The sequence below is a fragment of the Paraburkholderia bryophila genome, assembly GCF_003269035.1.
GTDB lineage: Bacteria > Pseudomonadota > Gammaproteobacteria > Burkholderiales > Burkholderiaceae > Paraburkholderia > Paraburkholderia bryophila.
The window spans coordinates 162887-188983 of the sequence record NZ_QLTK01000003.1 but is presented as its reverse complement, the minus strand read 5'-3'; the positions used below and the strand labels follow the sequence as shown (position 1 = coordinate 188983).

The 26097-nt window shown below is 63.0% G+C and carries 19 protein-coding genes and 3 tRNA genes; 7 read left to right on the top strand and 15 right to left on the bottom strand.

The window, feature by feature from the left end:
* Positions 1 to 44: 44 nt before the first annotated feature.
* The 8 genes from BX591_RS07720 to tig form a co-directional block, all read right to left on the bottom strand.
* Entirely contained in the window at positions 45 to 1982 is a 1938-nt protein-coding gene (locus BX591_RS07720; protein ID WP_111930070.1) for a SurA N-terminal domain-containing protein, read from the bottom strand.
* A gap of 87 nt (positions 1983 to 2069) precedes the next feature.
* Positions 2070 to 2146, bottom strand: a tRNA-Asp gene (locus BX591_RS07715).
* A 51-nt stretch (positions 2147 to 2197) separates the two neighbouring features.
* Positions 2198 to 2273 (bottom strand) — tRNA-Val (locus tag BX591_RS07710).
* Between the two features lie 76 nt (positions 2274 to 2349).
* Positions 2350 to 2622, bottom strand: coding sequence for an HU family DNA-binding protein (locus BX591_RS07705; protein WP_035550302.1), 273 nt, complete (start codon positions 2620 to 2622; stop codon positions 2350 to 2352).
* A 411-nt stretch (positions 2623 to 3033) separates the two neighbouring features.
* Positions 3034 to 5457, bottom strand: coding sequence for an endopeptidase La (gene lon, locus BX591_RS07700; protein WP_111930069.1), 2424 nt, complete (start codon positions 5455 to 5457; stop codon positions 3034 to 3036).
* 203 nt (positions 5458 to 5660) lie between these two features.
* Entirely contained in the window at positions 5661 to 6932 is a 1272-nt protein-coding gene (clpX, locus tag BX591_RS07695; RefSeq protein WP_111930068.1) for an ATP-dependent Clp protease ATP-binding subunit ClpX, read from the bottom strand.
* A 184-nt stretch (positions 6933 to 7116) separates the two neighbouring features.
* Positions 7117 to 7770, bottom strand: a complete 654-nt coding sequence (gene clpP / locus BX591_RS07690; protein WP_007182010.1) for an ATP-dependent Clp endopeptidase proteolytic subunit ClpP — start codon at positions 7768 to 7770, stop codon at positions 7117 to 7119.
* Positions 7771 to 7985: 215 nt separating this feature from the next.
* Complete coding sequence (gene tig, locus BX591_RS07685; RefSeq protein WP_111930067.1) at positions 7986 to 9332, bottom strand: trigger factor; 1347 nt, start codon at positions 9330 to 9332, stop codon at positions 7986 to 7988.
* Positions 9333 to 9741: 409 nt separating this feature from the next.
* On the opposite strand from tig, the gene BX591_RS07680 reads away from it, so the two are divergent.
* Positions 9742 to 10887, top strand: coding sequence for a glycerate kinase (locus BX591_RS07680; RefSeq protein ID WP_111930066.1), 1146 nt, complete (start codon positions 9742 to 9744; stop codon positions 10885 to 10887).
* Between the two features lie 63 nt (positions 10888 to 10950).
* On the top strand, positions 10951 to 11403 hold the full coding sequence (locus tag BX591_RS07675) for a MarR family winged helix-turn-helix transcriptional regulator (RefSeq protein WP_111930065.1): 453 nt from the start codon (positions 10951 to 10953) through the stop codon (positions 11401 to 11403).
* Positions 11404 to 11520: 117 nt separating this feature from the next.
* Here BX591_RS07675 and BX591_RS07670 read toward each other — a convergent pair whose 3' ends face one another.
* On the bottom strand, positions 11521 to 13005 hold the full coding sequence (locus tag BX591_RS07670; protein ID WP_111930064.1) for a DUF3999 domain-containing protein: 1485 nt from the start codon (positions 13003 to 13005) through the stop codon (positions 11521 to 11523).
* 464 nt (positions 13006 to 13469) lie between these two features.
* Here BX591_RS07670 and BX591_RS07665 point away from each other — a divergent pair, with 464 nt between their 5' ends.
* The gene (locus BX591_RS07665; protein ID WP_111930063.1) at positions 13470 to 13760 is read left to right on the top strand and encodes a hypothetical protein; all 291 of its coding nucleotides are present in this window, start codon (positions 13470 to 13472) and stop codon (positions 13758 to 13760) included.
* A 120-nt stretch (positions 13761 to 13880) separates the two neighbouring features.
* Here the strand turns inward: BX591_RS07665 and BX591_RS07660 are convergent.
* Positions 13881 to 13967 (bottom strand) — tRNA-Leu (locus BX591_RS07660).
* Between the two features lie 221 nt (positions 13968 to 14188).
* Between BX591_RS07660 and BX591_RS07655 the strand changes: the two genes are divergently transcribed.
* Positions 14189 to 15022: a squalene/phytoene synthase family protein gene (locus BX591_RS07655; protein WP_111930062.1), complete on the top strand. Its 834-nt coding sequence runs from the start codon at positions 14189 to 14191 to the stop codon at positions 15020 to 15022.
* A 98-nt stretch (positions 15023 to 15120) separates the two neighbouring features.
* Here BX591_RS07655 and BX591_RS07650 read toward each other — a convergent pair whose 3' ends face one another.
* The 3 genes from BX591_RS07650 to BX591_RS36860 all read right to left on the bottom strand — a co-directional run bounded on the left by BX591_RS07650 (position 15121) and on the right by BX591_RS36860 (position 18629).
* On the bottom strand, positions 15121 to 16338 hold the full coding sequence (locus BX591_RS07650) for a DUF1501 domain-containing protein (RefSeq protein ID WP_111930061.1): 1218 nt from the start codon (positions 16336 to 16338) through the stop codon (positions 15121 to 15123).
* Positions 16339 to 16412: 74 nt separating this feature from the next.
* Positions 16413 to 18107: a DUF1800 domain-containing protein gene (locus BX591_RS07645; protein WP_420849349.1), complete on the bottom strand. Its 1695-nt coding sequence runs from the start codon at positions 18105 to 18107 to the stop codon at positions 16413 to 16415.
* A gap of 195 nt (positions 18108 to 18302) precedes the next feature.
* Positions 18303 to 18629 (bottom strand): hypothetical protein, encoded by a 327-nt coding sequence (locus tag BX591_RS36860; protein WP_111930060.1) that lies wholly within the window; start codon positions 18627 to 18629, stop codon positions 18303 to 18305.
* Between the two features lie 229 nt (positions 18630 to 18858).
* Between BX591_RS36860 and ompR the strand changes: the two genes are divergently transcribed.
* Positions 18859 to 19593 (top strand): osmolarity response regulator transcription factor OmpR, encoded by a 735-nt coding sequence (ompR, locus tag BX591_RS07635; RefSeq protein ID WP_006048917.1) that lies wholly within the window; start codon positions 18859 to 18861, stop codon positions 19591 to 19593.
* A gap of 44 nt (positions 19594 to 19637) precedes the next feature.
* Complete coding sequence (locus BX591_RS07630) at positions 19638 to 20987, top strand: ATP-binding protein (protein WP_111930059.1); 1350 nt, start codon at positions 19638 to 19640, stop codon at positions 20985 to 20987.
* A 134-nt stretch (positions 20988 to 21121) separates the two neighbouring features.
* On the opposite strand, the gene ispF is transcribed toward BX591_RS07630, so the two are convergent.
* Together ispF and ispD are read right to left on the bottom strand one after the other, a co-directional pair.
* On the bottom strand, positions 21122 to 21601 hold the full coding sequence (gene ispF / locus BX591_RS07625; protein WP_111930058.1) for a 2-C-methyl-D-erythritol 2,4-cyclodiphosphate synthase: 480 nt from the start codon (positions 21599 to 21601) through the stop codon (positions 21122 to 21124).
* A gap of 87 nt (positions 21602 to 21688) precedes the next feature.
* Positions 21689 to 22399 (bottom strand): 2-C-methyl-D-erythritol 4-phosphate cytidylyltransferase, encoded by a 711-nt coding sequence (gene ispD / locus BX591_RS07620; protein WP_111930057.1) that lies wholly within the window; start codon positions 22397 to 22399, stop codon positions 21689 to 21691.
* Positions 22400 to 22519: 120 nt separating this feature from the next.
* On the opposite strand from ispD, the gene mfd reads away from it, so the two are divergent.
* Entirely contained in the window at positions 22520 to 26002 is a 3483-nt protein-coding gene (gene mfd / locus BX591_RS07615) for a transcription-repair coupling factor (RefSeq protein ID WP_111930056.1), read from the top strand.
* The last annotated feature ends 95 nt before the right edge of the window (positions 26003 to 26097 follow it).

The following is a 26097-nucleotide window of genomic DNA, read 5'->3' as shown; positions in this document are numbered from 1 at the left end:
GGGCTTTTTTTGCATGCTGCAGCAATCGGCGCGAATGTTAAGGCTTATTCGCCGCTCGCCTGCGCATTGCTGCTGTCCAACGCGCCGAAGAACTTCACCTTCGAACGGGCTCGCACGGCCTGCAGATACGCTTCCGATTCGGACTGCGCGTCGACTTGTCCAATCTGTTGCTGCGCCGCAGCCAGACGCTGTGGGTCGATCGGTGCGCCCGCAACCACCGCGTTCACACGATAGATCGCGTAACCGTCGTCACCGAGGTCCACGCCGACGTAGGCCGGCAATTTTTGCGCGTCTGCCTTGTAGATTGCACTCAGTGCTGCCGGCGGCACGCCTTGCGCATCATTGCGCGACACCTTCAGCGGCGACGAGAAACCCGCGGTCGATTTGGACTTCTCAAAGTCGGCCAGCTTCGCGATACCGTCTTTGTGCGCCGCTTCGTCCGACTGCACTGCGATCACCTTCTGACGCACCGCGTCTTTGACCGCGTCGAGCGCCGGCACGGCGGCCGCTTTGTAATCGGTGACGTGTGCCGCGATCAGCGTGTTGCCGCCAACGTCGATGGCCTGCGTGTTGTTGCGCGCGGTCACGGCGTCGCTCGCGAATACGGCGGCCAGGAACTTCGGATTGCCGAGCGGGCTGCCAGGCGGCAGCTTCGGATCCGGCTGCGGCGTGACCGTGGCGGTTTGCACTTGCAGCTTGTACTTGTCCGCGGCCGGTTGCAGGCTCTTCGCTTTTTCGTAGACGATCGACGTGAAGCCTTCCGAATCGTCGCTGAATGCCTTGGTTGCCAGTTGCGTCTTCAGGTCTTTCGAGATCTGATCTTTGACTTCGTCGAACGGCTTGGTGACCGCCGGCTTCACGTCCGTCACCTTGACGATGTGATAGCCGAAGTCCGTTTGCACGATGCCGCTGACTTCGTCTTTCTTCAACGCGAACACCGCGTCGTCGAAGGCCTTGCCGCCGGCGATCATGCCGGGACCGAAGTAACCGAGATCGCCGCCCTTCGACGCCGAGCCCGGATCTTGCGAATTCTGCTGCGCGAGCTGCGCAAACTGATCCGGGTGTGCCTTGACCTGCGCGAGCAACGCTTCAGCTTTCTGCTTCGCCTTGGCTTTGTCCGCCGCGCTCGCGTCTTTCGGCGCCGCGATCAGGATGTGGCTGGCTCGCACCTGGCCGTCCGTGCGGAAGTGCGCGATGTTGTCGTCGTAGTACTTTTTCAGATCGGCGTCGCTCGGCTGCGCGGACGCCGCCAGCGTGGCCGGCGACATCACCAGATACTGGATCGTGGCGGTGGCGGGCGTGGCGAAGTCGTTCTTGTGCGCGTCGTAATACGCCTGCAGTTGCGCGTCGGTCGGCTGCACTTTCGCCGCGTAGTCGCGCGGATGGAAGGCGATGCCCTGCACTTCACGCTGCTGCTCGGCGAGCTCGGTCAGATGCTGCGCAAGCGTCTTCGACGTGAACGCGCTGCCCTGAATCGAGGCCGGCAGTTGCTGCGTGGCGATGCTGTAGCGCACGCGCTCGTCGTATTGATCGGGCGTCATGCCTTGCATGGCGAGCAACTGCTTGTAGTGCTCGACGTCGATCGAACCGTCGGGATTCTTCAGCGACGAGATCACCGGGTCGTTCAGCAGCACGCGACGCACCGCGTCGTCCGACGCAGTGAGATGCAGGCGCTGTGTTTCGTCGGCCAGTACGCGTTGCTCGATCAGACCGTCGAGCATTTCGCTACGACGTTCAGGCGTATCGAACGACTTCATGTCGAACTGCGCGCCGAGCATCTGACGGGCACGGTCGAGTTGCTGACGCATCGCGTCGTCGTATTCGGCGCGCGTGATCTTGTGACCGTTGACGCTCGCGACATTCGCGCTTTCGTCGAAGAAGCCGCGGAAGCCTTGAATACCCACAAAACCCAACCCCGGCACAATGACGAGGATGAGCATGACCATCATCAGGCGTTTGTGATTACGGAAAAAATCGAGCATGCGTGAGGGGTGCCAAAAACAGAACGCCCGATCTTACAACAGCGGGCAATAAAAAAGGCGAACCGTAGTTCGCCTTTCGAGGATGTCTGGCGGAGTGGACGGGACTCGAACCCGCGACCCCCGGCGTGACAGGCCGGTATTCTAACCGACTGAACTACCACTCCTTGTACTTCACTGTTACTGCGCTGACTGAGACACTCGATTAAACCGGAAACTGGTGGGTGCTGAGAGGCTCGAACTCCCGACCTACGCCTTGTAAGGGCGCCGCTCTACCAACTGAGCTAAGCACCCGTTTCACGATCCAATACCACTTCAGTGAATCAGCTTGCTTATTTTCTGCCGCCTGATTTCCCAAGCAGCAAGCCCATTAGTTTAGCGCATCCTTCAGAGCTTTGCCAGGCCTAAATTTGGGCACCTTTGCCGCCTTGATCTTGATCGCGGCGCCCGTGCGCGGATTGCGGCCCGTACGCGCGGTGCGCTTGCCGACCGCGAACGTACCAAAGCCGACCAGCGTCACCGATTCGCCCTTCTTCAACGTTCCTTTGACACCGCCGATCACGGCGTCGAGCGCGCGGCCCGCCGCAGCCTTCGAAATGTCGGCTTGCTGTGCAATGTGATCGATCAATTCCGTCTTGTTCATTCCAACCCCCGAGAATGTGTATGGCGATCGTGATGGCGCTCTGCAGCGCCTGGCTTCACGCGGCCGGCGGGCTACGCCGAGCCGAATCATTAGAATTGGCCGAAACCCTTGTGTCAAGCGGGGTTGAGCCTGATTCGGCGGGTTTTGCAAAGGCCTGTTTATCACCGAATCTTGCCGTCAATCGATGTACGTGCAACCCGTCGGCGCGCAGGTCGTGCGATTGTTCAAAGGTTGGGAAACCCGGTGCTAAAGCGGCATGACAGACGCGCTGCGAAACGCGTGGCGAGGCGCGATGGAGATCAAGCGATAACCGGGCGATAAAAGGAGCAGGCAATAAAAAACCCGCGGCATGACCGCGGGTTTTTTGTCCGGCAAGCAGCTTTCGCCGTGTGCCGCTTTAGCGCTTGAACATTAGTGCTTTACGACTTCCGTCGCACCGACATCTTTACCTGCCTCAGCCGCAACCGGAGTAGCCGGTTTCGGCTCTTCCTCCGGCAACGCCTGCGGCACACGTTCGAGCGCCAGTTCGAGCACCTTGTCGATCCAGCGGACCGGCACGATTTCGATTGCGTTCTTCACGTTGTCCGGGATCTCCGTCAAGTCCTTGACGTTTTCTTCCGGAACCAGCACCAGCTTGATGCCGCCGCGATGCGCCGCCAGCAGTTTTTCTTTCAGGCCGCCGATCGGCAGCACTTCGCCGCGCAACGTGATTTCGCCCGTCATCGCGACATCGGCACGTACCGGAATACCGGTCAATACCGACACCAGCGCGGTCGTCATCGCGATACCGGCCGAAGGGCCGTCTTTCGGCGTGGCGCCTTCCGGCACGTGAATGTGAATGTCCTGCTTCTCGAACGCTTCGTCCTTAATACCGAGACGACGCGAGCGCGAACGAACCACCGAACGTGCAGCCTCGACCGATTCCTTCATCACGTCACCGAGCGAACCCGTGCGGATCACGTTGCCCTTACCCGGCATCACCGCGGCTTCGATGGTCAGCAGATCGCCGCCCACTTCCGTCCACGCGAGACCCGTAACCTGGCCAACCTGATTTTCCTTCGCTGCCAGACCGAAGTCGTACTTGCGCACGCCAAGGAACGTGTCGAGGTTGCTGCCGTCGACCTTCACCGCGCCTTCCGCCTTCTTCAGCAGAAGCATCTTCACGACCTTGCGGCAGATCTTCGAAATTTCACGCTCGAGCGAACGCACGCCCGCTTCACGCGTGTAGTAACGAATGATGTCGCGGATCGCCGTTTCCGTCACATCGACCTCGCCTTCCTTGAGGCCGTTGTTCTTCTTCTGCTTCGGCAAAAGATAACGTTGCGCGATGCTGACCTTCTCGTCTTCCGTGTAACCCGACAGACGGATCACTTCCATCCGGTCGAGCAGCGGCGGCGGAATGTTCAGCGAGTTCGACGTCGCCACGAACATCACGTCCGACAGATCGAAGTCGACTTCGACGTAGTGATCGGCGAACGTATGGTTCTGTTCCGGATCAAGCACTTCCAGCAATGCCGACGACGGATCGCCGCGGAAATCCTGCCCCATCTTGTCGACTTCGTCGAGCAGGAAGAGCGGATTGCGCACGCCGACCTTGGTCAGGCTTTGCAGAATCTTGCCGGGCATCGAACCGATATACGTACGACGGTGACCGCGAATCTCGGCTTCGTCGCGCACGCCGCCGAGCGCCATACGCACGAACTTGCGGTTCGTGGCACGAGCGATCGACTGGCCGAGCGACGTCTTACCGACACCCGGAGGCCCAACGAGGCACAGGATCGGCGCTTTCACCTTGTCGACACGTTGCTGGACCGCGAGATACTCGAGAATGCGTTCCTTCACTTTCTCGAGACCGAAGTGGTCTTCGTCGAGCACGCGTTCCGCATTCGAGAGGTCGTTGTTGACCTTGCTCTTCTTGCGCCACGGCAAGCCGATCAGCGTGTCGATATAGTTACGCACGACGGTGGCTTCAGCCGACATCGGCGACATCAGCTTGAGCTTTTTCAGCTCGGCGTCAGCCTTCTTCTTGGCTTCCTTCGGCATGCGGGCAGCCGTGATGCGCTTCTCGAGTTCCTCGAGATCCGCACCTTCCTCGCCTTCGCCGAGTTCCTTCTGGATCGCCTTGACCTGCTCGTTCAGGTAGTACTCGCGCTGGCTCTTCTCCATCTGGCGTTTGACACGCCCACGGATGCGCTTTTCGACCTGCAGAATGTCGATCTCGGCTTCGAGTTGCGCGAGCAGATGCTCGAGACGCTCGATCACCGGGAACATTTCGAGGATGTGCTGCTTCTGGTCGAGCTTCAACGGCAGATGCGCCGCGATCGTATCGGCCAGACGACCAGCCTCGTCGATACCCGACAGCGACGTCAGGATCTCCGGCGGGATCTTCTTGTTCAGCTTCACATACTGGTCGAACTGCGACACGATCGCGCGGCGCAGCGCTTCGGTTTCAGCGCTGTCGGCGTGGTCGGGTTCGAGCGGCATGACTTCGCACGAAAACTGCGTTTCCTGTTCTTCGATGGAAAGCGTCTTCGCGCGCTGCAAGCCTTCGACGAGCACCTTCACGGTACCGTCGGGCAGCTTCAGCATTTGCAGGATGTTGGCGATACACCCTACTTCGTACATGTCCTTTTCGGTCGGCTCATCTTTCGCAGCCGTTTTCTGGGCGACGAGCATGATGTGCTTGCCGCCTTCCATCGCTGCTTCGAGAGCCTTGATCGACTTCGGGCGGCCTACGAAGAGCGGAATCACCATGTGCGGGAAAACGACTACGTCACGCAGCGGGAGCAGCGGGAGCGTAATGCGTTCCGGCGGGAGGAGTTGGGTTCCTGACATTTCATTTCCCCATGAGTGGAATCAGTTCGTTCGATAGGTGAGGCCAGCAGAAAATATTGCAAGCCTCCGCGTGTGGGAAAAGTTCAGTGACTCCGAAGGTTCAGTGACTCCATAGTGAAAACAGACTTCCTTGACCACACGATAAACGAAAAAAGCCGTTCACGTCGCCATGAACGGCTTTTTTTGCAGAACCCGAAAGCCGATCAGTTCGAACCCGCCACTTTTGGCGCGTCTTCATAGATCAGCAGCGGTTTGCCGTCGCCATCAATCACGTTGTCGTCGATGATGACCTTGCTAACACCTTTCATTGCCGGCAGATCGTACATCACGTCAAGCAACGCCTGTTCCAGAATGGAGCGCAGACCCCGTGCACCCGTCTTGCGACGAATCGCCTTACGTGCCACGGCCTGCAACGCGCCCGGGCGAATTTCGAGCTCGACGCGTTCCATGTTGAACAGCTTGTGATACTGCTTCACCAGCGCGTTCTTCGGTTCGACGAGGATCTTCATCAGCGCCGTTTCGTCGAGCTTGCCGAGCGTGGCCACCACCGGTAGACGACCGATCAGTTCCGGAATCAGACCGAACTTGATCAGATCTTCCGGCTCCACTTCGCGCAGCACTTCGCCGGCGTCGCGGTCCTGCTTGCTCTTCACGCTGGCGCCGAAGCCAATACCGGTCTTCTCGGTACGATCGACGATGACTTTTTCGAGTCCGTCGAACGCGCCGCCGCAAATGAACAGGATGTTGGTCGTGTCGACCTGGATGAAATCCTGATTCGGATGCTTACGACCGCCCTGCGGCGGCACCGACGCCATCGTGCCTTCGACCAGCTTCAGCAATGCCTGCTGCACGCCCTCACCCGACACGTCGCGGGTGATCGACGGGTTGTCGGACTTGCGGCTGATCTTGTCGATTTCGTCGATGTAGACAATGCCGCGCTGGGCTTTGTCGACTTCGTAATTGCAGTTTTGCAGCAGCTTCTGGATGATGTTCTCGACGTCTTCGCCGACATAGCCGGCTTCCGTCAACGTGGTTGCGTCGGCAATCACGAACGGGACGTTCAGAAGACGCGCCAATGTCTGCGCGAGCAAAGTCTTGCCGGAACCCGTCGGGCCGATCAGCAGAATGTTGCTCTTGGAGAGTTCGATCTCGTCTTTCTTGTCGAGATGCTTGAGGCGTTTGTAGTGGTTGTACACCGCCACAGCGAGAATCTTCTTCGCGCGTTCCTGACCGATCACATACTGGTCGAGGATTTCACGGATTTCCTGCGGGCTCGGCAGATCGGACTTGGACAAGCCGGCCTCGATGCCCGCACCTGCCGCTTCGTCACGAATGATTTCGTTGCACAGGTCGATACATTCATCGCAGATGAACACCGACGGGCCGGCAATCAGTTTTTTGACCTCATGCTGGCTCTTGCCGCAAAACGAGCAATACAACAGCTTTTCGCTGTTAGAACTTTTCTTGTCCGCCATAGATGTGTGAGCCTCCGGACACTCGATTACATGATACGCCGTTTGCCCCGGCCTCACAGTTGGGGCGCGGCAGGGGCTGAGCCAAGGTGACGGCGTTTGCCGCAGGCGCTCGGACGAGTTTTGATTATTTCACAAACCGATCGGACGACGGCTTTGCCTCGTTTCGAGGCAAAGCCGCACCAGATCAAGGACGCTTGTGCGCGACCTGGTCGACCAGACCGTAAGCTTGCGCGTCGTCACCCGACATGAAATTGTCGCGGTCGGTGTCGCGTGCAATACGCTCGACCGGTTGGCCGGTATGGTGCGCCAGCAGATGATTCAGCCGCTCCTTCAAATACAGGATTTCGCGCGCCTGAATTTCGATGTCCGACGCCTGACCACGTGCGCCACCCAACGGCTGGTGAATCATCACGCGCGAGTTCGGCAACGCGAAACGCTTGCCCTTCGCGCCGGCCGCCAGCAGGAACGCGCCCATGCTGGCCGCGAGCCCCATGCACAGCGTGGAAACGTCGGGTTTGATGAACTGCATCGTGTCGTAGATCGCCATGCCCGCCGACACCGAGCCTCCCGGGCTATTGATGTAGAAGCTGATGTCCTTGTCCGGATTTTCGCTTTCAAGGAACAGCATCTGCGCGACAACCAGATTGGCCGTCTGGTCGTTCACCTCGCCGACCAGGAACACAATGCGTTCCTTCAGCAGACGCGAATAGATGTCATACGAGCGCTCGCCCCGGCCGCTCGTTTCCACGACGATCGGCACCAGTCCGAGCGCCTGCGCTTCGAGATCCCGGGACGACTGGGAGGTCAACGTGTCCAGCATTTGGGCGCGAAAGGTCATGCAATTGATCCTTGTCTGGAAATATTCTAAATATTAGATGCTAGACAGGTGTGGTCGACGAGCCCGTATTCAAGTGCGCGATCAGTGCGAGCGCCGCATGCAACGTGGCGCAACACGCCATGCAAAATACAACGCATGCTCACTACCCGTTCGCCGCACAAAAAAACGGCGTGCGGGCCGTCACTCCGACAGCCGGCACGCCGTTGCAGCGACGCTTACGCTTGCGCCGTTGCGCTTGCCAGTTCTTCGAAGCTTACTTCCTTGTCCGTCACCTTGGCCTTGCCGAGGACGAAATCGACGACGTTGGCTTCAACGACATACGCTTCCATTTCAGCAAGACGTTGCTGGTTGGAATAATACCAGCGGACGACTTCCTTCGGGTCTTCGTAGCTTTTCGCGAATTCGTCGACTTCGGCACGAATCTGCTCAGGCTTGGCTTGCAGCTCATTCGCCTTGACCAGTTCGGCCAGCACGAGACCCAGCTTGACGCGGCGCTCGGCCTGGTCCTTGAACATGGCAGCCGGGATCGGTGCGTCTTTGGCGTTCGGCACGCCGCGCTGCTCCAGATCCTGACGCGCCATCACGACGAGGCGTTCCTGGTCCTGTTCGATCAGCGCGTTCGGCACGTCCAGCTCCGAAATCTTCAGCAGCGCGTCCATCACCTGATTCTTGACGATCGCTTGCGTGCGGCGCTTCGCTTCACGTTCGAGATTGTCTTTGATCTCGGCGCGCATCTTGGTCAGATCGCCGTCTTCGATACCGAGCGACTTTGCGAATTCAGCGTCGATTTCCGGCAGATGCGGCCATTCGATCTTCTTCATCGTGATCGTGAATTGCGCGGTCTTACCGGCGACTTCCTTGCCGTGGTAGTCCTCAGGGAACGCCAGGTCGAATTCCTTCGACTCGCCGACCTTCAGGCCCGTAGCAGCCTGTTCGAATTCCGGCAGCATGCGGCCTTCGCCCAGCACGAAAGCGAAGTCGTCAGCGCTACCGCCCTGGAACACTTCACCTTCGATCTTGCCGACGAAGTCGACCGATACGCGATCGCCTTCTTTTGCCGCCGTGTCCGCGCCGCCGTCACCATGGTCGCCGGCTTCGCCGCGAGCGTGGAAATGCACGCGCTGCTTGCGCAGGATTTCCAGCGTGCGGTCGATTTCCGCTTCGGTGATGGTGGTCGTGGTGCGCTCGATTTCAGCCGTGGCGACGTCGCCCAGCTTCACTTCCGGATACACCTCGAAGGTCGCGTCGAAAGCGTAGTCGCCTTCCACTGCGTCGGATTTCGGCGCGAAGCTCGGCTGACCTGCAACCCGCAGGTTTTCAGCGCGGCTGATGTCGAAGAATTCCTTGCCGACCTTGTCGCTCAGCACTTCGGCTTCCACCTGACCCGAATACTGTTGCGTCACCATCTTGAGCGGCACCTTGCCCGGGCGGAAACCCGGCATGCGCACGTTCTTCGCGAGTTGACGGATACGCGAGTCCACTTCCTTCTGCACGGCGTCCTTCGGCAGGGAAATCGTGACGCGGCGTTCGAGCTTGCCGAGGTTCTCAACAACGTTAGCCATGGCTTCAATCGTCCTAAAATTATTCGAGCGAATCAGTTATCTTCTCCGTGCCGCGTTTCGACGTCGCTTCACAGCGTGGCGTTGCGTCGATTGCGCGCCTGCGCCGCGGGCTTGCAGGCCGCCGGCAGCACGGTTGGGTCCAAAGAGCCGAATATTTTAGCAAACTATTTGCGCGCCCAAGCGGGATTCCTCGATTCACCGCATTTTTCTCGCGATTCGAGCCGCTTTCCACGCCGTTTCGGCACGGTTTCGGCCATGTGCGGACGATCCCGGCTATGCCGTTCGACATATTCAGTCGGCGCGCCCATGCTGATAAAGTTACGCACGCGCCCGGGGCTGCGCCCGAAATGCTTGCGCGGCGCCGTCGCCGCACCTGCCCTCGCCACGATTCCAAACTATCAGAGACACCATGCCGAATTCGCCGTCCTCGCCCGTCGTCGTCATTGCTCCCGATTCTTTTAAAGGCTCGCTTAGCGCGGAACAGGTCGCGCAGTCGATCGCGTCGGGCATTCGCCGCGCCCGGCCCGACGCCGACGTGCGCATCTGCCCGATGGCCGACGGCGGCGAAGGCACGCTCGACGCCATGCTGACGAGCGGCGGCGAACGCCGCACGCTTAGCGTGCGCGGCGCGGCCGGCCCGGTGCGCGAGGCGCTCACGGGTCTGCTCGCCGACGGCAGCGCGATCGTCGAAACGGCGGAAGTGGTCGGCATCACGGACCCCGTCGGCATGGGCGTGCCGGTCGAGGCGCGCAGCACGCGTGGCATGGGCGAAGCGATCCGCACGCTGCTGGACGCAGGTGTGCGGCGCTTTTACGTCGCGCTCGGCGGCAGCAGCACGAATGACGGCGGCGCCGGCCTGTTGACCGGCCTCGGCCTGAAACTGTTCGATGCGCAAGACAATGAACTCGAGGCTACACCCGAACAACTCGCGCGCGTCGTGCGACTCGACGTGTCGCAACTCGACGCGCGGCTCTCCAGCACGCAATTCGTCGGCATGTCCGATGTCGACAACCCGCTGACGGGCGAGCACGGCGCCACCGCCGTGTTCGGCCCGCAAAAGGGCGTGAAGCCCGAGCAGATCGCGTCGATCGACGCCGCGCTCGCCCACTTCGCCGATCTGCTCGAAGCGGCGCTCGGACGCAGCGCGCGCGACCTGCCGGGCGCGGGCGCGGCCGGCGGCCTCGGCTTCGCGCTGCATATGCTCGGCGCGCAATTCGAGCCGGGCGCGGAAACCGTCGCGCGCCAGATCGGACTCGACGCCGCGCTCGAAGGCGCCAACTGGCTGATCACGGGCGAAGGCCGGTCGGACGTGCAAACGCTGCACGGCAAAGCGCCCTTCATCGCCTGCCGCCACGCTCAAGCCGCCGGCGTGCCGGCCACCTTGCTCTCCGGCGCGGTGGACTCCGCAGCCTTGCCGCGGCTCGCCGAGTACTTCAGCGGCTGCTTCTCGCCGGCGCCCGGCCCAATCACGCTCGACGTCGCAATTCGCGAGGCCGCGCGTCTGCTGGCCGACGCGGCAGAACAATTGACGCGCCTGAAATTCGGCGCGCGTTGACCGACGCAACGGTTGCGGCAACAATCACAGCGCCGCGACCGCATCACTCACTACGGGAAGACCATGAAGGACTCCGCCAAAGCCGGGCTCGAGCAGTTCCTCACGTATCGCCTGCATGTGCTGAACAAGCTTGCCGAGCGTGGCATCAGCGAGCGCTATCAGGAAAAGCTCGGCGTGACCTTGCCCGAGGCCCGCGTGATTGCATCGGTGGGCTCGTTCGGGCCGTTCTCGATCATGGAACTGGCGCGGCATGCCAACCTCGACAAAAGTCAGGCGAGCCGCGCGGCGGAAGCGTTGATCAAGCAAGGGCTCGTGCAGCGCGAGCCGAGCGCCGAAGACGGCCGCGTCGTGCTGGTGTCGCTGACCACGCAGGGTCGCGCGCTATACCGGAAGGTGATGCCGATCGCGCGCAAGTGGAATGGCGATCTGTTCGATTGCCTCGACGAGCAGGAAAAAGTCGCGTTCGGCCATGCCCTCGACAAAATCATCGAAACGATGATTGCGCGCGAGGAGTGAGACGTGATGGCGAAAGCTGAGTCGACATGCGTGAGCTCAGGTTTTGCCTTCACGTTTGGCGCTTGACGTCGGCGCTGAGATCAGGCTTTACCGTCACGTTTGGCGTTGAGACCGAGCTCAGGTTTTGCCGTCACCTTTAATGCCGGCATTCACTCCAACGTTGGACCGCGCGGCACCCGCATCTTCAGCCGGAGCGTTCACTCCTCCGGATTCGACTGGCAGGCCATTTGCCTTCGCTCCACCCGCCTGCACCTGCGCCCGCGTGCGAGCACCGCGCGCAAGTCGCCATCCAAGCGCCGCGAGCGAACCCACCCCGAGCAGCAACGCCGTCCACAACAGATAGCGACGCCGCGCATCCGGCTGCGCGGGTTGGGCATCGGCGTCCGGCGCAAGTGATAACGCACCACCCACGTGCGCCGTCGCCGCAACCGATGACGCGCCCGCCGTCACCTCATCCCGACTCACCGCCGCCGACACGGTCGCCGCACTCCCCACCGAAAGCGTGAACGGCGCGGCCCCACGCGCGGCGAAAAGCAGCGTCGCCGGACGCCAGCCGGCGGCAACCGTCAAGGTCCCATTGCCCAGTCCGCCATTGTGCGCATCGACCACCACCCGCCATTGCCGATCGGTATCGGGCGCGAACGAGAGCGACGGATTGCTCTGCTCGACCGTGCCGTTGTGCAAGCGGAACAGCGTCGCGCTCGTTACTTCGCGCCACGGCGCCCCCAGACCCGCGCGCGAATAGACGACCGCGGGCGCCACCGTATCGGGCTGCGGCAGATTCAGACGAAGACGGTCGACCGGATAGGGACCGCCCGTCGCGAAGAAATATTCGCCGGGCTTCGGCCCGGCATGAGCGACGATGCCTTCGCGCCAGCTTCGTTGCGCGTCGGCGCGTTGCGCGTGAACGGCGACGGCCTGCACTTCCATGTCGATCGACTCGACATAGGGCGTGCCGTCGAGCCAATGCAGGCGGAGATAGCGCGCCGGCGCACCATCCAGTTCGATGCGGTCCTGGCTCAGCGCGCTGCCGTTGGCGTTGACCTTGAGCAACTGTGCCTCGCCGGCGGGTTGCCAATGACGCAGATCGTCGCTGGCTTCGACCGTGACGCGCCCCTGGTAATTGTCGTCCCGCAGGTGCACGAGCAACGCGCTCACGCGGCCCGCGCGCGCCGCACGCCCCGCGTCGATCAGATCCGTGTCGTGCTGTTCGCGAGCCGGCGGAGCCGCGGTGGCACGCAGCGAGCCGTCGGCGGCCATGGCCACACCGTATGGCGCGCTGGACGCGCCGGGCAGCGCCGGCGGCAATGGAAACCAGTTCACCGGACGCAACGTGGGCGCGCTGCGCGCGGCGTCGCGTGGAATTTCGAGTGAGTAAGGCATGGCTTCGCCGGCGCTGTCGACGACACGCACGTCGCCCAGATCGCTGCGCTGGCTCGCCGCGTAGACGGTGGCAGGCAAGCTCACGCTGTAATAGGCGGCGCCATTGTCGAGTTGCAGCGCGAAGCGCTCCGCGAAATTGTCGGCGGCCGACGCCTGCGCCGACAGCCACGCGAACACGAATGAACCACACCAGCCGGTCAGTTTCAGGACACGCTTCATTGCTCGGTTTCCACGACCACAGCCTTGGGCGGCAACGGCTAGATGCAGGCAACCAGCAGCCACATCGAACCCATACCGATGAACAACACAAACCGCTCGACAACACTCTCGCGCAACAGGTTAAACAGAGTACGTGTCACCCATGCCGAGCGCCTGCCGCGCACAGAACCGCTAAAACCCGCCCCGACGCATCGCCCGGACCTGCTGACGACGGAGCACGCTTGCGCACCTTCCAGCATAACGGTCTGGGGGCCGCATAAGCACCGTCCGCGACATCGCGCCGAGCCGATACCGCGCAACGCAAGCCACGCTAACGAAGCACCCGCGCCGCGAGCGCAGCGCATTGAACCACACCGACGACCTGGCCACCACCTCGCCGCCACGCGGCGACCCGCCAACCATGTCAAAATTCGGCAACGGCCACCGAGCCTTCAATCTCCCACATCTCATCCAAGGAAGTTGCAGTGGACATCAACAAACAGGTCGCGGCGCTCACCGCTTCGGAACTCCAGACCGCCGGCGCCAGCCAGGCGACAGCGATTGCCGTCAGCGTGCTGCTGCGTCATCTGCGCTCGCCAGAACTGGCGAAACTGCTGTCATCGGCATTCGACAACCATCAAGCCGTGATGTTGAAAACGCCGTGGCCCGAACCGATGCTGCAAGCGTTCGATTCGACCCGCCGTTTCCTCGAAGGCGCGACGCAAGCCGAACTGCCGGGGATGCAGGCGCAAGCCGACGACGCGCCAGAAGCTTGAGCCCGGCCGCTTGAGCACAGCCGGGCAGGCAGCACCTGCCCGGCACCGCCAAAAACCCGGGCTGAAAACAAAAAACCCCGTTAGTCCAAAGACTTCACGGGGTTTTTCGTTACAGATGAATGGTGCGAGGGAGGGGACTCGAACCCCTACACCCTTGCGGGCGTCAGGACCTAAACCTGGTGCGTCTACCAATTTCGCCACCCTCGCAGCCGGATAGACGCGATGCGCCTTTTCCGATGTCCTGCAGGCTTGCAGCCGCGCTCAAAACTCGCGCCCGAAACCGTAAGCGCGAGATTCTAACCGATAGATTCGCGCTTGTCTGCATCTGCCGGGCATCTGTACGCAGGGCGCCGATGCTACAATTTTTGGCTCGATGCACGAACCCCGTGCCCTTTCCTTGCCGCCTGTTCCCCCTTACACCCAATCCAGTGAATTTCGACGACTATTGCCAGCAAAAAGCGGCGCCACCCGGATCGGGCACTTACTACGCGCTGCGTCAGGCGTCTGCGAAAAGCCAGCCGTTGCTTACCGCGCTGTTCGCGCTGCGCCGCGAGTTCGAGGAAACGGTCAAGGAGACCAGCGATCCGACCATCGGCCGGACCAAACTCGCGTGGTGGCAAAACGAATTGGCCGCGCTGGCCTCGGGTTCGCCGTCGCATCCTGTGTCGAAGGCGCTGGCCGCGTATCTGCCCGACGTGAAGTCCGAGTATCCGGCGCTGCAGAGCTTGCTTGCCGGCTTCGAGATGGATCTCGATCAGGCGCGCTATCTGGACTATCCGAATCTGCGGCGCTATGTGCAAGGCGTCGGCGGCACGTTCGCCGCGCTGGTGGCGCGCGCGGCGACACGGAACGCTGCGGACGGCGCGCAGCTTTCGAGCTGGTCCGCACCGCTCGGCGACGCGCTGCTGCTCGCGCAGCTCGTGGTCGAGACCGGCAACGACGCCCGCCATGGCCGCATCTATATTCCGATCGACGAGATGCAGCGCTTCAACGTGACCGCGGCGGATCTGATCAATCGGAAATATACCGACGCCTTCACCGACCTGATGCGCTTCGAGACGACTCGCGCGCGCGACGCGTTGCATGCCGCGCTAGCGGCCGTGCCCGCTACCGAGCGCAGCGCGCAGCGCACGCTGCTCGCGCTCGCGGCGCTCGCGTTGGCGCTGCTCGATGAGATTGAACGCGATGGCTATCACGTGCTGCATCAGCGCATCGCGTTGACGCCGGTTCGCAAGCTGTGGATCGCGTGGCGCGCGAAATAGACGGGCTAGACGAGCGGCTGGTTGCGCGCTAGATCGGGTCGTCATGAAACGACGCGCCTGAAGCGCCTCTCGTCAAGCGCCCCTAAACGCGCCCCGCCTCACGCGCGCAACAACGGCAACGGCTCGAACCGCTGCTGCAAAATCGCCGGCGCGTCGAGCCCCCACCACGGCCCCAACACCGTCGCATAGATCTGCCGGAAATCCACACCGACCGGCAGATTGCCATTCCCGTCGAGTCTCGCCAGAACCGGCGGCACGCCATACAGACCGCCGCGCACACGCCCGCCCATCACGAAGTGAGGCGCCACCGTTCCATGATCCGTGCCGTTGCTCTGGTTCTCACGCGGACGGCGCCCGAACTCGGCATACGTCATCACCAGCGTGTCGTCCCAGCGACCGAGTTCGGTCAGCGCCGACTTCATCGACGCGAATCCTTCCGCCAGTTGTTTGAGCAACGCAGCCTGTTGACCCGGCTGGTTCTGGTGCGTATCGAACCCGTTCAGTGTCAGACGGATCACGGCAACGCCCTGCCCGCTCTTCGGCTTTTCCTGCGACGTATCGCCGGCCGCTAAAACCTGCATCGCCGTTTTGATCGAACTGCCGAACGCGCCGCCGGGAAACACCGTCTTCAATTGCGCCTGGCCCTGCGTGGGACGCAACCGGTCCGCCGCTTTCACGATGTCGTTTTCAACGTCGAGAATATGCGCGAGTTCCGGGTTGCGTTCGTGCAGCGAGACCGGCGTCGCGAGGCGCGACGCCTTGACGAACTGCGCCGGATTGACCAGCGCGATGGCGCGCGCGCCATTCGCGAGCGGTCCCATTTCGGCGCTGCCGATCACCACGCCGTCGGCGGCAAAACCCGGCGGCACCGGCGACTGCGCAAACGCGCGCGTGAGCCAGCCTTCGCGCAGATACTGGTCGGAGCGCGACGCGGTGTCCCAGATCTCGATCGAACGGAAATGCGACAGGTTCGGTTGCGCGTAGCTCACGCCTTGCACGATCGCCAGTTGCTGGCTGTGCCAGAGCGGCATCAGCGGTTGCAGCGACGGATGCAGCGCGGTGCGCTCGTCGAGCTGAATGCCCTGCTCGCGTTTGATGCCGATGTTCTTGCGCAACTGATAGTAAGCAGGGTCGGCGAACGGGATCACGGTGTTCAGGCCGTCGTTGCCGCCCTTCAATTCGACGAGGATCAGCAGGTTGTCGTAGCCGCGCACCCGCGAGGCGCCGAGTCCGTCGAGCTGCGCGCCGAACGCGCGAGGCAGCCAGAGCGTCGCGCTCGCGGCGGCGCCCATCGAGAGAAAGCTGCGTCGTTTCATCGTGCACCTCGTTCGATCGTTATGGCGTGAGCGGCTTGCTTCAAAGGCTCGCCTGAACTGCCTGTTTCAACGGCTCACTTCAACTGATAAGCCGGGTCCATCAGCAACGCTTCCAGGTAGGCGCTCGCGATCGAATCGGTTTCGATCGCGTCCACCGGCGTCAGCGGCAAGACCGCGTGCTGCAACTGCAACTCCGCCGACAACCCCGGTTTCGCCGTCGGCGCGGTGTTGTAATGCGCGAGCCACGTGTCGATATCGAAGCGTACGCCCCCTTGCGCGTTTTGACCCGTTCGCGCGATCACACGTTGTAACGGCGAATTACCTGCCATGCCGCTGGCCGGTGCGCCGCCTGCCGCAACCTTGCCGTTCATCGCGCCGTTCATCGCATTGTTCATCGCGCCGTTCGCCGGCTTGCTCATCGGACGCGGCCTGGCGGCCTCGGTCGCGCGGAACAACTGCTCGACGAACTGCTTGCGCGCCAGCAGCGTCGAACTGTTGATCCACGTCGTGCCGCCCGGCCAACCTTTGACGTTCGGCGGATAAAACAGGTTTTCGCCGAGGTTGCGAATCTCCGCGGCGAACGGCGCGGTGTTGTCGTAGCCGATATCGAAAGCGCGCAGCGTGCCCACCACGAATTCCACCGGCGACTTCACGAGCACGCCGCGATCGTCGTCGTCCCAGAACGCGTCGCTCAGGAAAAGGCCGCGCAGCGCGACCTTGATGTCGTAGTGACTGGCGCGGAACTGCGCCGCGATCGGTGCGATTCGCGCCGGGTCCGGCGTGTCGGACACGAATTCGCGCCACAGCTTGGTGGTGATGAAGGTGGCCGTATCCGGCCGCGCGAGCAGAATGTCGAGCACCTGATCGCCATCGAACGGCCCGGCCTCGCCGAGCACCGTCTTCTCGCCGTCGTCGTGCTGGTTCGCGCGCCACACGTACGCCTGCGTATCGGGATCGAGACTCCAGCCGGTGTAAGCGCGCGCCGCCTCCGACACATCGCGCTGCGAGTAATGGCCCTCGCCCAACGTGAACAGCTCCATCACCTCACGAGCGAAATTCTCATTGGGCTTGCCCTTGCGATTGCTCGCGCCGTCGAGGTATTGCAGCATCGCCGGATCTTTCGCGACGTCGTGCAGCATCTCGCCGAAGTTGCCGAGCGCGTCGCGGCGCAACAGCATGTTCTGCTGCGCCATCTGCTGCGGATAGCCGACCTTGTCCTGGCCGGAGGTGAAGTGATTGGCCCAGAACAGCGTCATGCGCTCGGTCAGCGGCGACGGCGTGGTCAGCATCTCACGCACCCACCATGCGCGTAATGCGTCGTAGCGCTGGCCACGCAGACGTTGCTCGTCGCGACGCTGATCGTCGCTCCACGTTTTACGGACGTCGCGCGTCGGGACCGGTTCGAGCACCCACTCGGGCAACGGCGTCAGGGCTTCGGTTCGCGTGCCGGCCAGCACTTTGTCGACGGCCTGGGCGCGCGTCAGTCCCACGTATTGGGCGACCTCCGCGTTGTCCGGGGCGAAGCCGACCCGTGTCAGGAAGAAGCGCGCGTCGTCGGCGTCGAGCATGCCTTGTTCGCTATCGGAAGTAGCGGCCGCCGCACCGGATGCCGCGGCCCGATGCTTCGCGTGCGGGACGCGAGGCACGCCCTGCTGCTGCACGGCCGAAGCCGGCGTGGCGGAAACCACAGCGCAGACCGCCGCCGCGAGCACGGTGGCCGATGCGGCGAGCAAGCCGCTGCGATTACCACGTCCTGGCAATTTCATCATGGATCATCCGGGTTGGCGCAACGGGTTGGCGCAACGTCACGGAGCGGCGTTTGCTCATCCCGTACGCGACAAGCGGCGCTCCGCTCTGACCACTCAACGGCAGATCAAACGGGAAAGTTGACGGGGGAAGTGCAACGAAATTTTTCACGCGACGACGACGCGCGAGATGCCGGCCGAGGGCAGGCACGGAAATAGCTAACGCTTGTAGAGTTCGCGGACGGCATCTTCGATGTGCTGCCGTAACAGACGCCGTTCGTCTGGCGTCATATGGCCGTCACGACGGCGTTGATCGAGATCGGGGGGGACTGCGGTGCGCAACATGACGTCGGAAGCCGGACGGTCGAGATTGGCGTTGTGGCGGTTGGGCCTGGGGTTGCCGGGTCTGGGCGCGCGTTCGCTCGCAGCTCTGTCGGCGGAAGGCTGGGCATGGGCGAGCGTGGGTCCCAGTGAGCCTGCAAGCGTACCGGCAACTGCCAGTGCAATAACGCTTAGGCGCACATTTGGCCAAACCCCTCCCTTCATGTTGTTCCCTTCGTGGCGCGGCAACCGGCTACCTCAAATGCGTATACAAACCCCGGTAACGAGCCGGGTGCGAGAGTTTTAGTCGAGTGAAGTATCCACCGAACAGCCGCATTCAGTAAAGCAGTCTACCTGCCCATGCTTTACGTCGTGCCACAGTGCGGGTAAATTTTGTAACTGACTGTAACCCGATAAATGATGCAACCGCGCACCCCTTTCTAATCGCGCTAAGATGCCGACCATGGAAACTAAAAACCCTTCGAAAATCCTCGTCGTCGACGACGATCCACGCCTGCGCGATCTGCTGCGCCGCTACCTCGGTGAACAGGGCTTCAATGTCTATGTCGCCGAGAACGCGCCGTCCATGAACAAGCTCTGGGTGCGTGAGCGCTTCGATCTGCTCGTGCTCGATCTGATGTTGCCCGGCGAGGACGGCCTGTCGATTTGCCGACGCTTGCGCGGCAGCAACGACCGCACGCCGATCATCATGCTGACGGCCAAGGGTGAAGACGTCGACCGTATCGTGGGCCTCGAAATGGGCGCCGACGACTACCTGCCCAAGCCGTTCAACCCGCGCGAACTGGTCGCGCGGATTCACGCGGTGCTGCGCCGCCAGTCGCCGTCCGAATTGCCGGGCGCGCCGTCGGAAACCACCGAGGTGTTCGAGTTCGGCGAGTTCGCGCTGAACCTGGCCACCCGCACCCTCACCAAGGCCGGCCAGGAAATCCCGCTGACCACCGGCGAGTTCTCCGTGCTGAAGGTGTTCGCGCGTCATCCGCGTCAGCCGCTGTCGCGTGAAAAGCTGATGGAACTGGCGCGTGGCCGTGAATACGAAGTGTTCGACCGCAGCCTCGACGTGCAGATCTCGCGTCTGCGCAAGCTGATCGAGCCGGACCCGGGCAGCCCGCGTTTCATTCAGACCGTCTGGGGTCTGGGTTACGTGTTCATCCCCGACGGTGCAGCCTGAGTTTGCTCTCGCCGCCTGTTTTTGATTTCAGATAAGAAGGGCCCATGCGGATCGACCGGCGCCTCCTGACGCTCGCGTTCGGCGGCCTTTTCTGGCGGACCTTTCTGCTGATCGCGCTGTTGATCGCAGTCAGTCTCGCCGCCTGGTTCCAGAGCTTCCGGGTGATCGAACGCGAGCCGCGCGCGCAGCGCGTGGCGCTGCAGCTCGTGGCGATCGTCAAGCTCACGCGCACCGCGCTCCTTTATTCCGATCCCGACCTGCGGCGCGCACTGCTGCAGGATCTGGAAAGCAATGAAGGGGTGCGCGTGTACCCGCGCGAAACCACCGACAAGTACAAACTCCAGCCCGACGAGTCGCTGAACCGCCTGATCGAACACGACATTCGCGGCCGGCTCGGCGACGACACGGTCATCGCGCAGAGCGTGAACGACATTCCCGGCGTCTGGATCAGCTTCAAGATCGACGACGACGATTATTGGGTCGCCCTCGACCGCGATCAACTCGACAACGCCACCGGGCTGCAATGGGCCGGCTGGGGCGTGTTCGCGCTGGCGCTCTCGCTGTTCGGCGCGGCGTTCATCACGAGTCTGGTGAACCGGCCGTTCGCGCGCCTCGCCATGGCCGCACGCAAGGTCGGCTCGGGCCAGTCGCCCGAACCGCTGCCCGAGCGCGGCATGGGCGTGGCCGCCGAAACCAATCGCAGTTTCAACCAGATGGTGCAGGACCTCGAACAACTCGAGGCCGACCGCGCGCTGATGCTCGCGGGCATTTCGCACGATCTGCGCACCCCGCTCGCGCGGCTGCGGCTCGAAACCGAAATGAGCCCCTCCGATCAAAGCACCAAGGATGCGATGGTCGACGACATCGAGCAGATGGACATGATCATCGGCCGCTTCCTCGATTACGCGCGGCCGGTGCAACGGGTGCCGGAACCGGTCGACCTTTCCGTGATCGCAGGGGAACTGGCCGCGCGCATGCAGAGCGAGGACAGCATGCGGCTGATCACGCGGCTCGCGCCGTCGGCGGTGATCGAGGCCGACGAAACCGACATGCGGCGGGTGGTGGGTAATTTGCTGGAGAACGCTCGCAAGTACGGTCTGAGCGAGGGCGACGGCATTCCGCACGTGATTCTGGAAACGCGGGTATCGCACTCGCGAGTCGAACTCTCAGTGGTCGATGAAGGCCCCGGCATTCCGGAAGACCAGTTGCCGCTGGTCACACGGCCGTTCTATCGGGTGAATTCGGCGCGCACTCAGGCGAACGGCACGGGCCTCGGCATGGCCATCGTGCAGCGTCTGGTGGGCCGTTACCGTGGTGCGCTGCGTTTGCGCAACCGTACGCCGGGCCCGGGGCTCGAAGTCACGATCGAGTTTCCGCTCGCCAAAGGCGCCTGAGCGGCAGTCGGTAATTGGTAATTGCTAATTGGTAATAGGCAACCAGCGTCAGGCGCGCCTTGACGCGCCGCTAACCGCCACTGCGCGCGCCTCTTGAATGAGCCGCACCGGGCTCATTCAAAACGCCCCGCCAATCAGTCCTTGACCAGCAACACGGCCGCCTGCGCTTCGATCCCCTCGCCTCGTCCGAGGTAACCGAGCTTCTCGTTGGTCTTCGCCTTCACGTTGACACGTTCGAGCGGCAGACCGAGATCGGCCGCGATATTCGCGCGCATGCCTTCGATATGCGGCGCGAGCTTCGGCGCCTGCGCCACCACGCTGCTATCCACGTTCGCGATCGAAAAACCTGCCGCGCTCACGCGCGCAAAACACTCGCGCAGCAGAACACGACTATCCGCGCCGGCGAACTTCGCGTCGGTATCGGAGAAATGACGGCCGATGTCGCCCATTGCCGCGGCGCCGAAAATCGCGTCGGTGATCGCGTGCAGCAGCACGTCCGCGTCCGAATGGCCGAGCAAGCCGCGCTCATAAGGAATGGTCACGCCGCCGATAATCAACGGACGTCCCGGCACCAACGCATGCACGTCATAGCCCTGGCCAATTCTGAAATCCATATGCGTCAAGTCCTTAAGTCCACTTATTCACTGAAATTAAAACTGCTGGCGAGCGAGACCGATTCGAAGCCGGTCCGCAACCCGTCGTCACGAAGCCGACGCCCGGCTCAGAATCGCCTCGGCCAGCTCGAAATCTTCCGGATACGTGACCTTGAAGTTGCGCAAGCTGCCCTGCACCAGCTTGGGCGCATGACCCAGCCATTCGATCGCGCTCGCCTCGTCGGTCAGATCGTGACCGTCGGCCTGCGCGCGCAGAATCGCGTCGCGCAACATGCCGATGCGGAACATCTGCGGCGTCTGCGCCTGCCATAAACCGTCGCGGGTCTCGGTGCGGGCAATGCGGCTGTCGGATGCCGCGTCGATCCGCTTCAGCGTGTCCGCCACCGGCAAGGCCATGATGCCGCCCACGGCGTCGTCCTTCAGCGCGCCAACCAGCGTGCGGATCAACGCCGGCGTGATGCCCGGCCGGGCGGCGTCGTGTACCAGCACCCAGTCGTCGTCGTGCGCGCCGAACTCGGCGAGCGCCTGCAAGCCGTTCAACACCGACGCCTGGCGCGAGGCGCCGCCGCAACGACGCACCGCGAAGCGCAACCGGCCGAAGCGGCGGCCGTCGAAGTGCTGGTCGTCGGGCGCGATCACCAGCAGGGTCTGGGCGAATTCGCTGCAGGCGTCGAAGGCGGCCAGCGAGTAGTGCAGCATGTCGCGCCCGGCTACCGTGCGATATTGTTTGGGCATCGCGGCGCCGGAACGGCTGCCGGTGCCGGCGGATGGAATCAGGGCAAATAGACGGGAAGTCACGAGGGCGCAGGCCGCGAAGTCAAAGTAAAGGACGGATTTTATAATAGGTCCTTCGCATCCATGCCCGGACACGCGTAAACTTGCCGCTCACGTGTGAGCCCGAGCCGCCTTTTTCCATCTATGCCAGACATCGCCGCATCATCGCAGTCCCCTTCGCCCGTCGCGCTTGTCAAGGCCGGCCAGCGTTTCGCCTTCGACGGCACGCACGGTTCGTCCGACGCGCTGCTGATCGCCCGCTACCATCTGGCCTATCGCGAGAAGGTGCCGCTGCTGGCCGTTGTGTGCGAAAGCGCGGTCGACGCGCAGCGTCTGTCGCAGGAAATCGGCTTTTTCGCGCCCGAGGCGCGGGTGCGCCTGCTGCCCGACTGGGAAACCCTGCCTTACGATACCTTTTCGCCGCACCAGGACCTGGTATCCGAGCGCCTCGCCACGCTGCACGATCTCGGCGAAGGCCGCTGCGACATCCTGCTGGTGCCCGCCACCACGGCGCTGTACCGCATGCCGCCGGCCTCGTTCCTCGCCGGCTATACGTTCTCGTTCGCCCAGGGCGAGCGCCTCAACGAGGCCAGGCTCAAGGCACAGCTCACGCTGGCCGGTTACGAACACGTGAGCCAGGTGGTGCGTCCCGGCGAGTACTGCGTGCGCGGTTCGCTGCTCGATCTGTTCCCGATGGGCTCGCCGCTGCCGTACCGGATCGACCTGTTCGACGATCAGGTCGACTCGATCCGCGCGTTCGACCCGGACACGCAGCGCAGCCTTTACCCGGTGAAAGACGTGCGCCTGCTGCCGGGCCGCGAATTCCCGTTCGACGAAGCCGCGCGCACCGCATTTCGCAGCCGCTGGCGCGAGACCTTCGAGGGCGACCCGAGCCGCGCGTCGATCTATAAAGACATCGGCAACGGCGTGCCGTCGGCGGGTATCGAATACTATCTGCCGCTGTTCTTCGAGGACACCGCCACGCTGTTCCACTATCTGCCCGAAGGCGCGCAACTGGCGTTCATCGGCGATCTGGACGCGGCGATCCGGCGCTTCAGCAACGACACGAAGCAGCGCTACAACTTCCTGTCTCATGACCGCGACCGGCCGATCCTGGAACCGCAGCGGCTGTTCCTGTCGGACGAGGATTTCTACACGTTCGCCAAGCCGTTCGCGCGACTCGTGCTGCCCGCGAACGCGGGCGGCGGCTGGTCGACCCCGCTGCCGAATCTCGCGATCGACCGCCATGCCGACGATCCCGTCGCCGCCTTGCGCGCGTATCTCGCCACCACGCCGAACCGCGTGCTGTTCGCCGCCGAATCGGCGGGCCGGCGCGAAACGCTGCTGCAATTGCTGGCGGACAACCATCTGCGGCCGGCCGCGAGCGACAGCTTCCAGGACTGGCTGAGCGGCGACGCGCGTTTCGCGCTGGGCGTCGCGCCATTGGCCACCGGCTTTGCCGTGCCGGTCGACGGTATCGCGGTGATCACCGAAACGGAGCTGTACGGGCCGCTCGCGCGTCGCGCCGGGCGGCGCCGCCAGGAGCAGGCGAGCAACGTCGATTCGATGGTGCGCGATCTCTCCGAGCTGAAGGTCGGCGATCCGGTCGTGCATTCCCAGCACGGTATCGGCCGCTATATGGGTCTGGTCACCATGGACCTCGGCGAAGGCGAGACCGAATTCCTGCACCTGGAGTATTCCGGCGACAGCAAGCTTTATGTGCCGGTCGCCCAGTTGCATGTGATCTCGCGCTATAGCGGGGCCGACCCGGAAAGCGCGCCGTTGCATTCGCTCGGCTCGGGCCAGTGGGAAAAAGCCAAGCGCAAAGCCGCGCAACAGATCCGCGACACCGCCGCCGAACTGCTGAATCTGTACGCACGCCGCGCCGCGCGCGAAGGCCATGCGTTCGCGCTCGAACCGAAAGACTATGTGAAGTTCGCCGAGAGCTTCGGCTTCGAGGAAACGCCCGACCAGGCCGCCGCGATCGCCGCCGTGATCGGCGACATGACGAGCGGCAAGCCGATGGATCGCCTGGTGTGCGGCGACGTCGGCTTCGGCAAGACGGAAGTGGCGCTGCGCGCGGCGTTTATCGCGGTGATGGGTGGCAAGCAGGTCGCGCTGCTCTCGCCTACCACGCTGCTCGCCGAACAGCACACGCAGACCTTCACCGATCGCTTCTCCGACTGGCCGGTGCGAATCGCCGAACTGTCGCGCTTCAAGTCGACCAAAGAAGTGAACGCCGCGATCCAGCAGATCAACGAAGGCACGGTCGACATCGTGATCGGCACGCACAAGCTGCTCTCGTCCGACGTGCAGTTCAAGCGTCTCGGGCTCGTGGTGATCGACGAGGAACACCGCTTCGGCGTGCGCCAGAAGGAAGCGCTGAAGGCGCTGCGCGCCGAGGTGGATGTGCTCACGCTGACCGCTACGCCGATCCCGCGTACGCTCGGCATGGCGCTCGAGGGCCTGCGCGATTTCTCCGTGATCGCCACTGCGCCGCAAAAGCGGCTGGCCATCAAGACGTTCGTGCGTCGCGAGGAAGACAGCGTGATTCGCGAGGCAATGCTGCGCGAACTGAAGCGCGGCGGCCAGGTGTACTTCCTGCACAACGAGGTCGAGACGATCGAAAATCGTCGGCAGATGCTCGAAGCGCTCGTGCCCGAAGCACGGATCGCGGTGGCGCACGGTCAGATGCACGAGCGCGAACTGGAACGCGTGATGCGCGACTTCGTCGCCCAACGCGCCAACGTGCTGCTGTGTACGACGATTATCGAAACCGGCATCGACGTGCCGAGCGCCAACACGATTCTGCTGCACCGCGCCGACAAGTTCGGTCTTGCGCAATTGCATCAGTTGCGCGGCCGCGTGGGCCGCTCGCATCACCAAGCGTACGCATATCTGCTGGTACACGATCCGCAGGGGCTGACCAAACAGGCGCAACGCCGCCTCGAAGCGATCCAGCAGATGGAGGAACTCGGTTCGGGCTTCTATCTGGCCATGCACGACCTGGAGATTCGCGGCACCGGCGAAGTGCTCGGCGACAAGCAATCCGGCGAGATTCACGAGATCGGCTTCCAGCTCTACACCGACATGCTGAACGACGCGGTCAAGGCGCTCAAGGAAGGCAAGGAGCCGGACCTCACCGCGCCGCTTGCCGCCACCACCGAGATCAACCTGCACGCGCCGGCGATTCTGCCCGCCGACTATTGCGGCGACGTACAGGAGCGTCTGTCGCTCTACAAGCGCCTGGCTAATTGCGAACACAGCGATTCGATCGACAGCATTCAGGAAGAGCTGATCGACCGCTTCGGCAAGTTGCCGCCGCAAGCGCATGCGTTGGTGGAGACGCACCGGCTGCGGCTGGCGGCGAAGCCGCTCGGCATTTCGAAGATCGATGCGGGCGAAACCGTGATCGGCTTGCAGTTCATCCCCAATCCGCCGATCGACGCCATGCGGATCATCGAGATGGTGCAGAAGCATAAGCACATCAAGCTCGCGGGTCAGGACAAGCTGCGCATCGAAACGCGCAGCCCCGATCTCGCGGTGCGCGTCGCGACGGTCAAGGAGACGTTGCGCGCGCTCGGTTCGCCGAGCCGCGGCACGACCGCCACCGCCGCCGCGCGATGATGGATTGCGCCGTTACCACGCGGGCCGCGCACGCATGAGCGCCCCCACAAACGCACTCAGCCACGCACGCACCCGAGTGCGCACCCAGGCGCGCA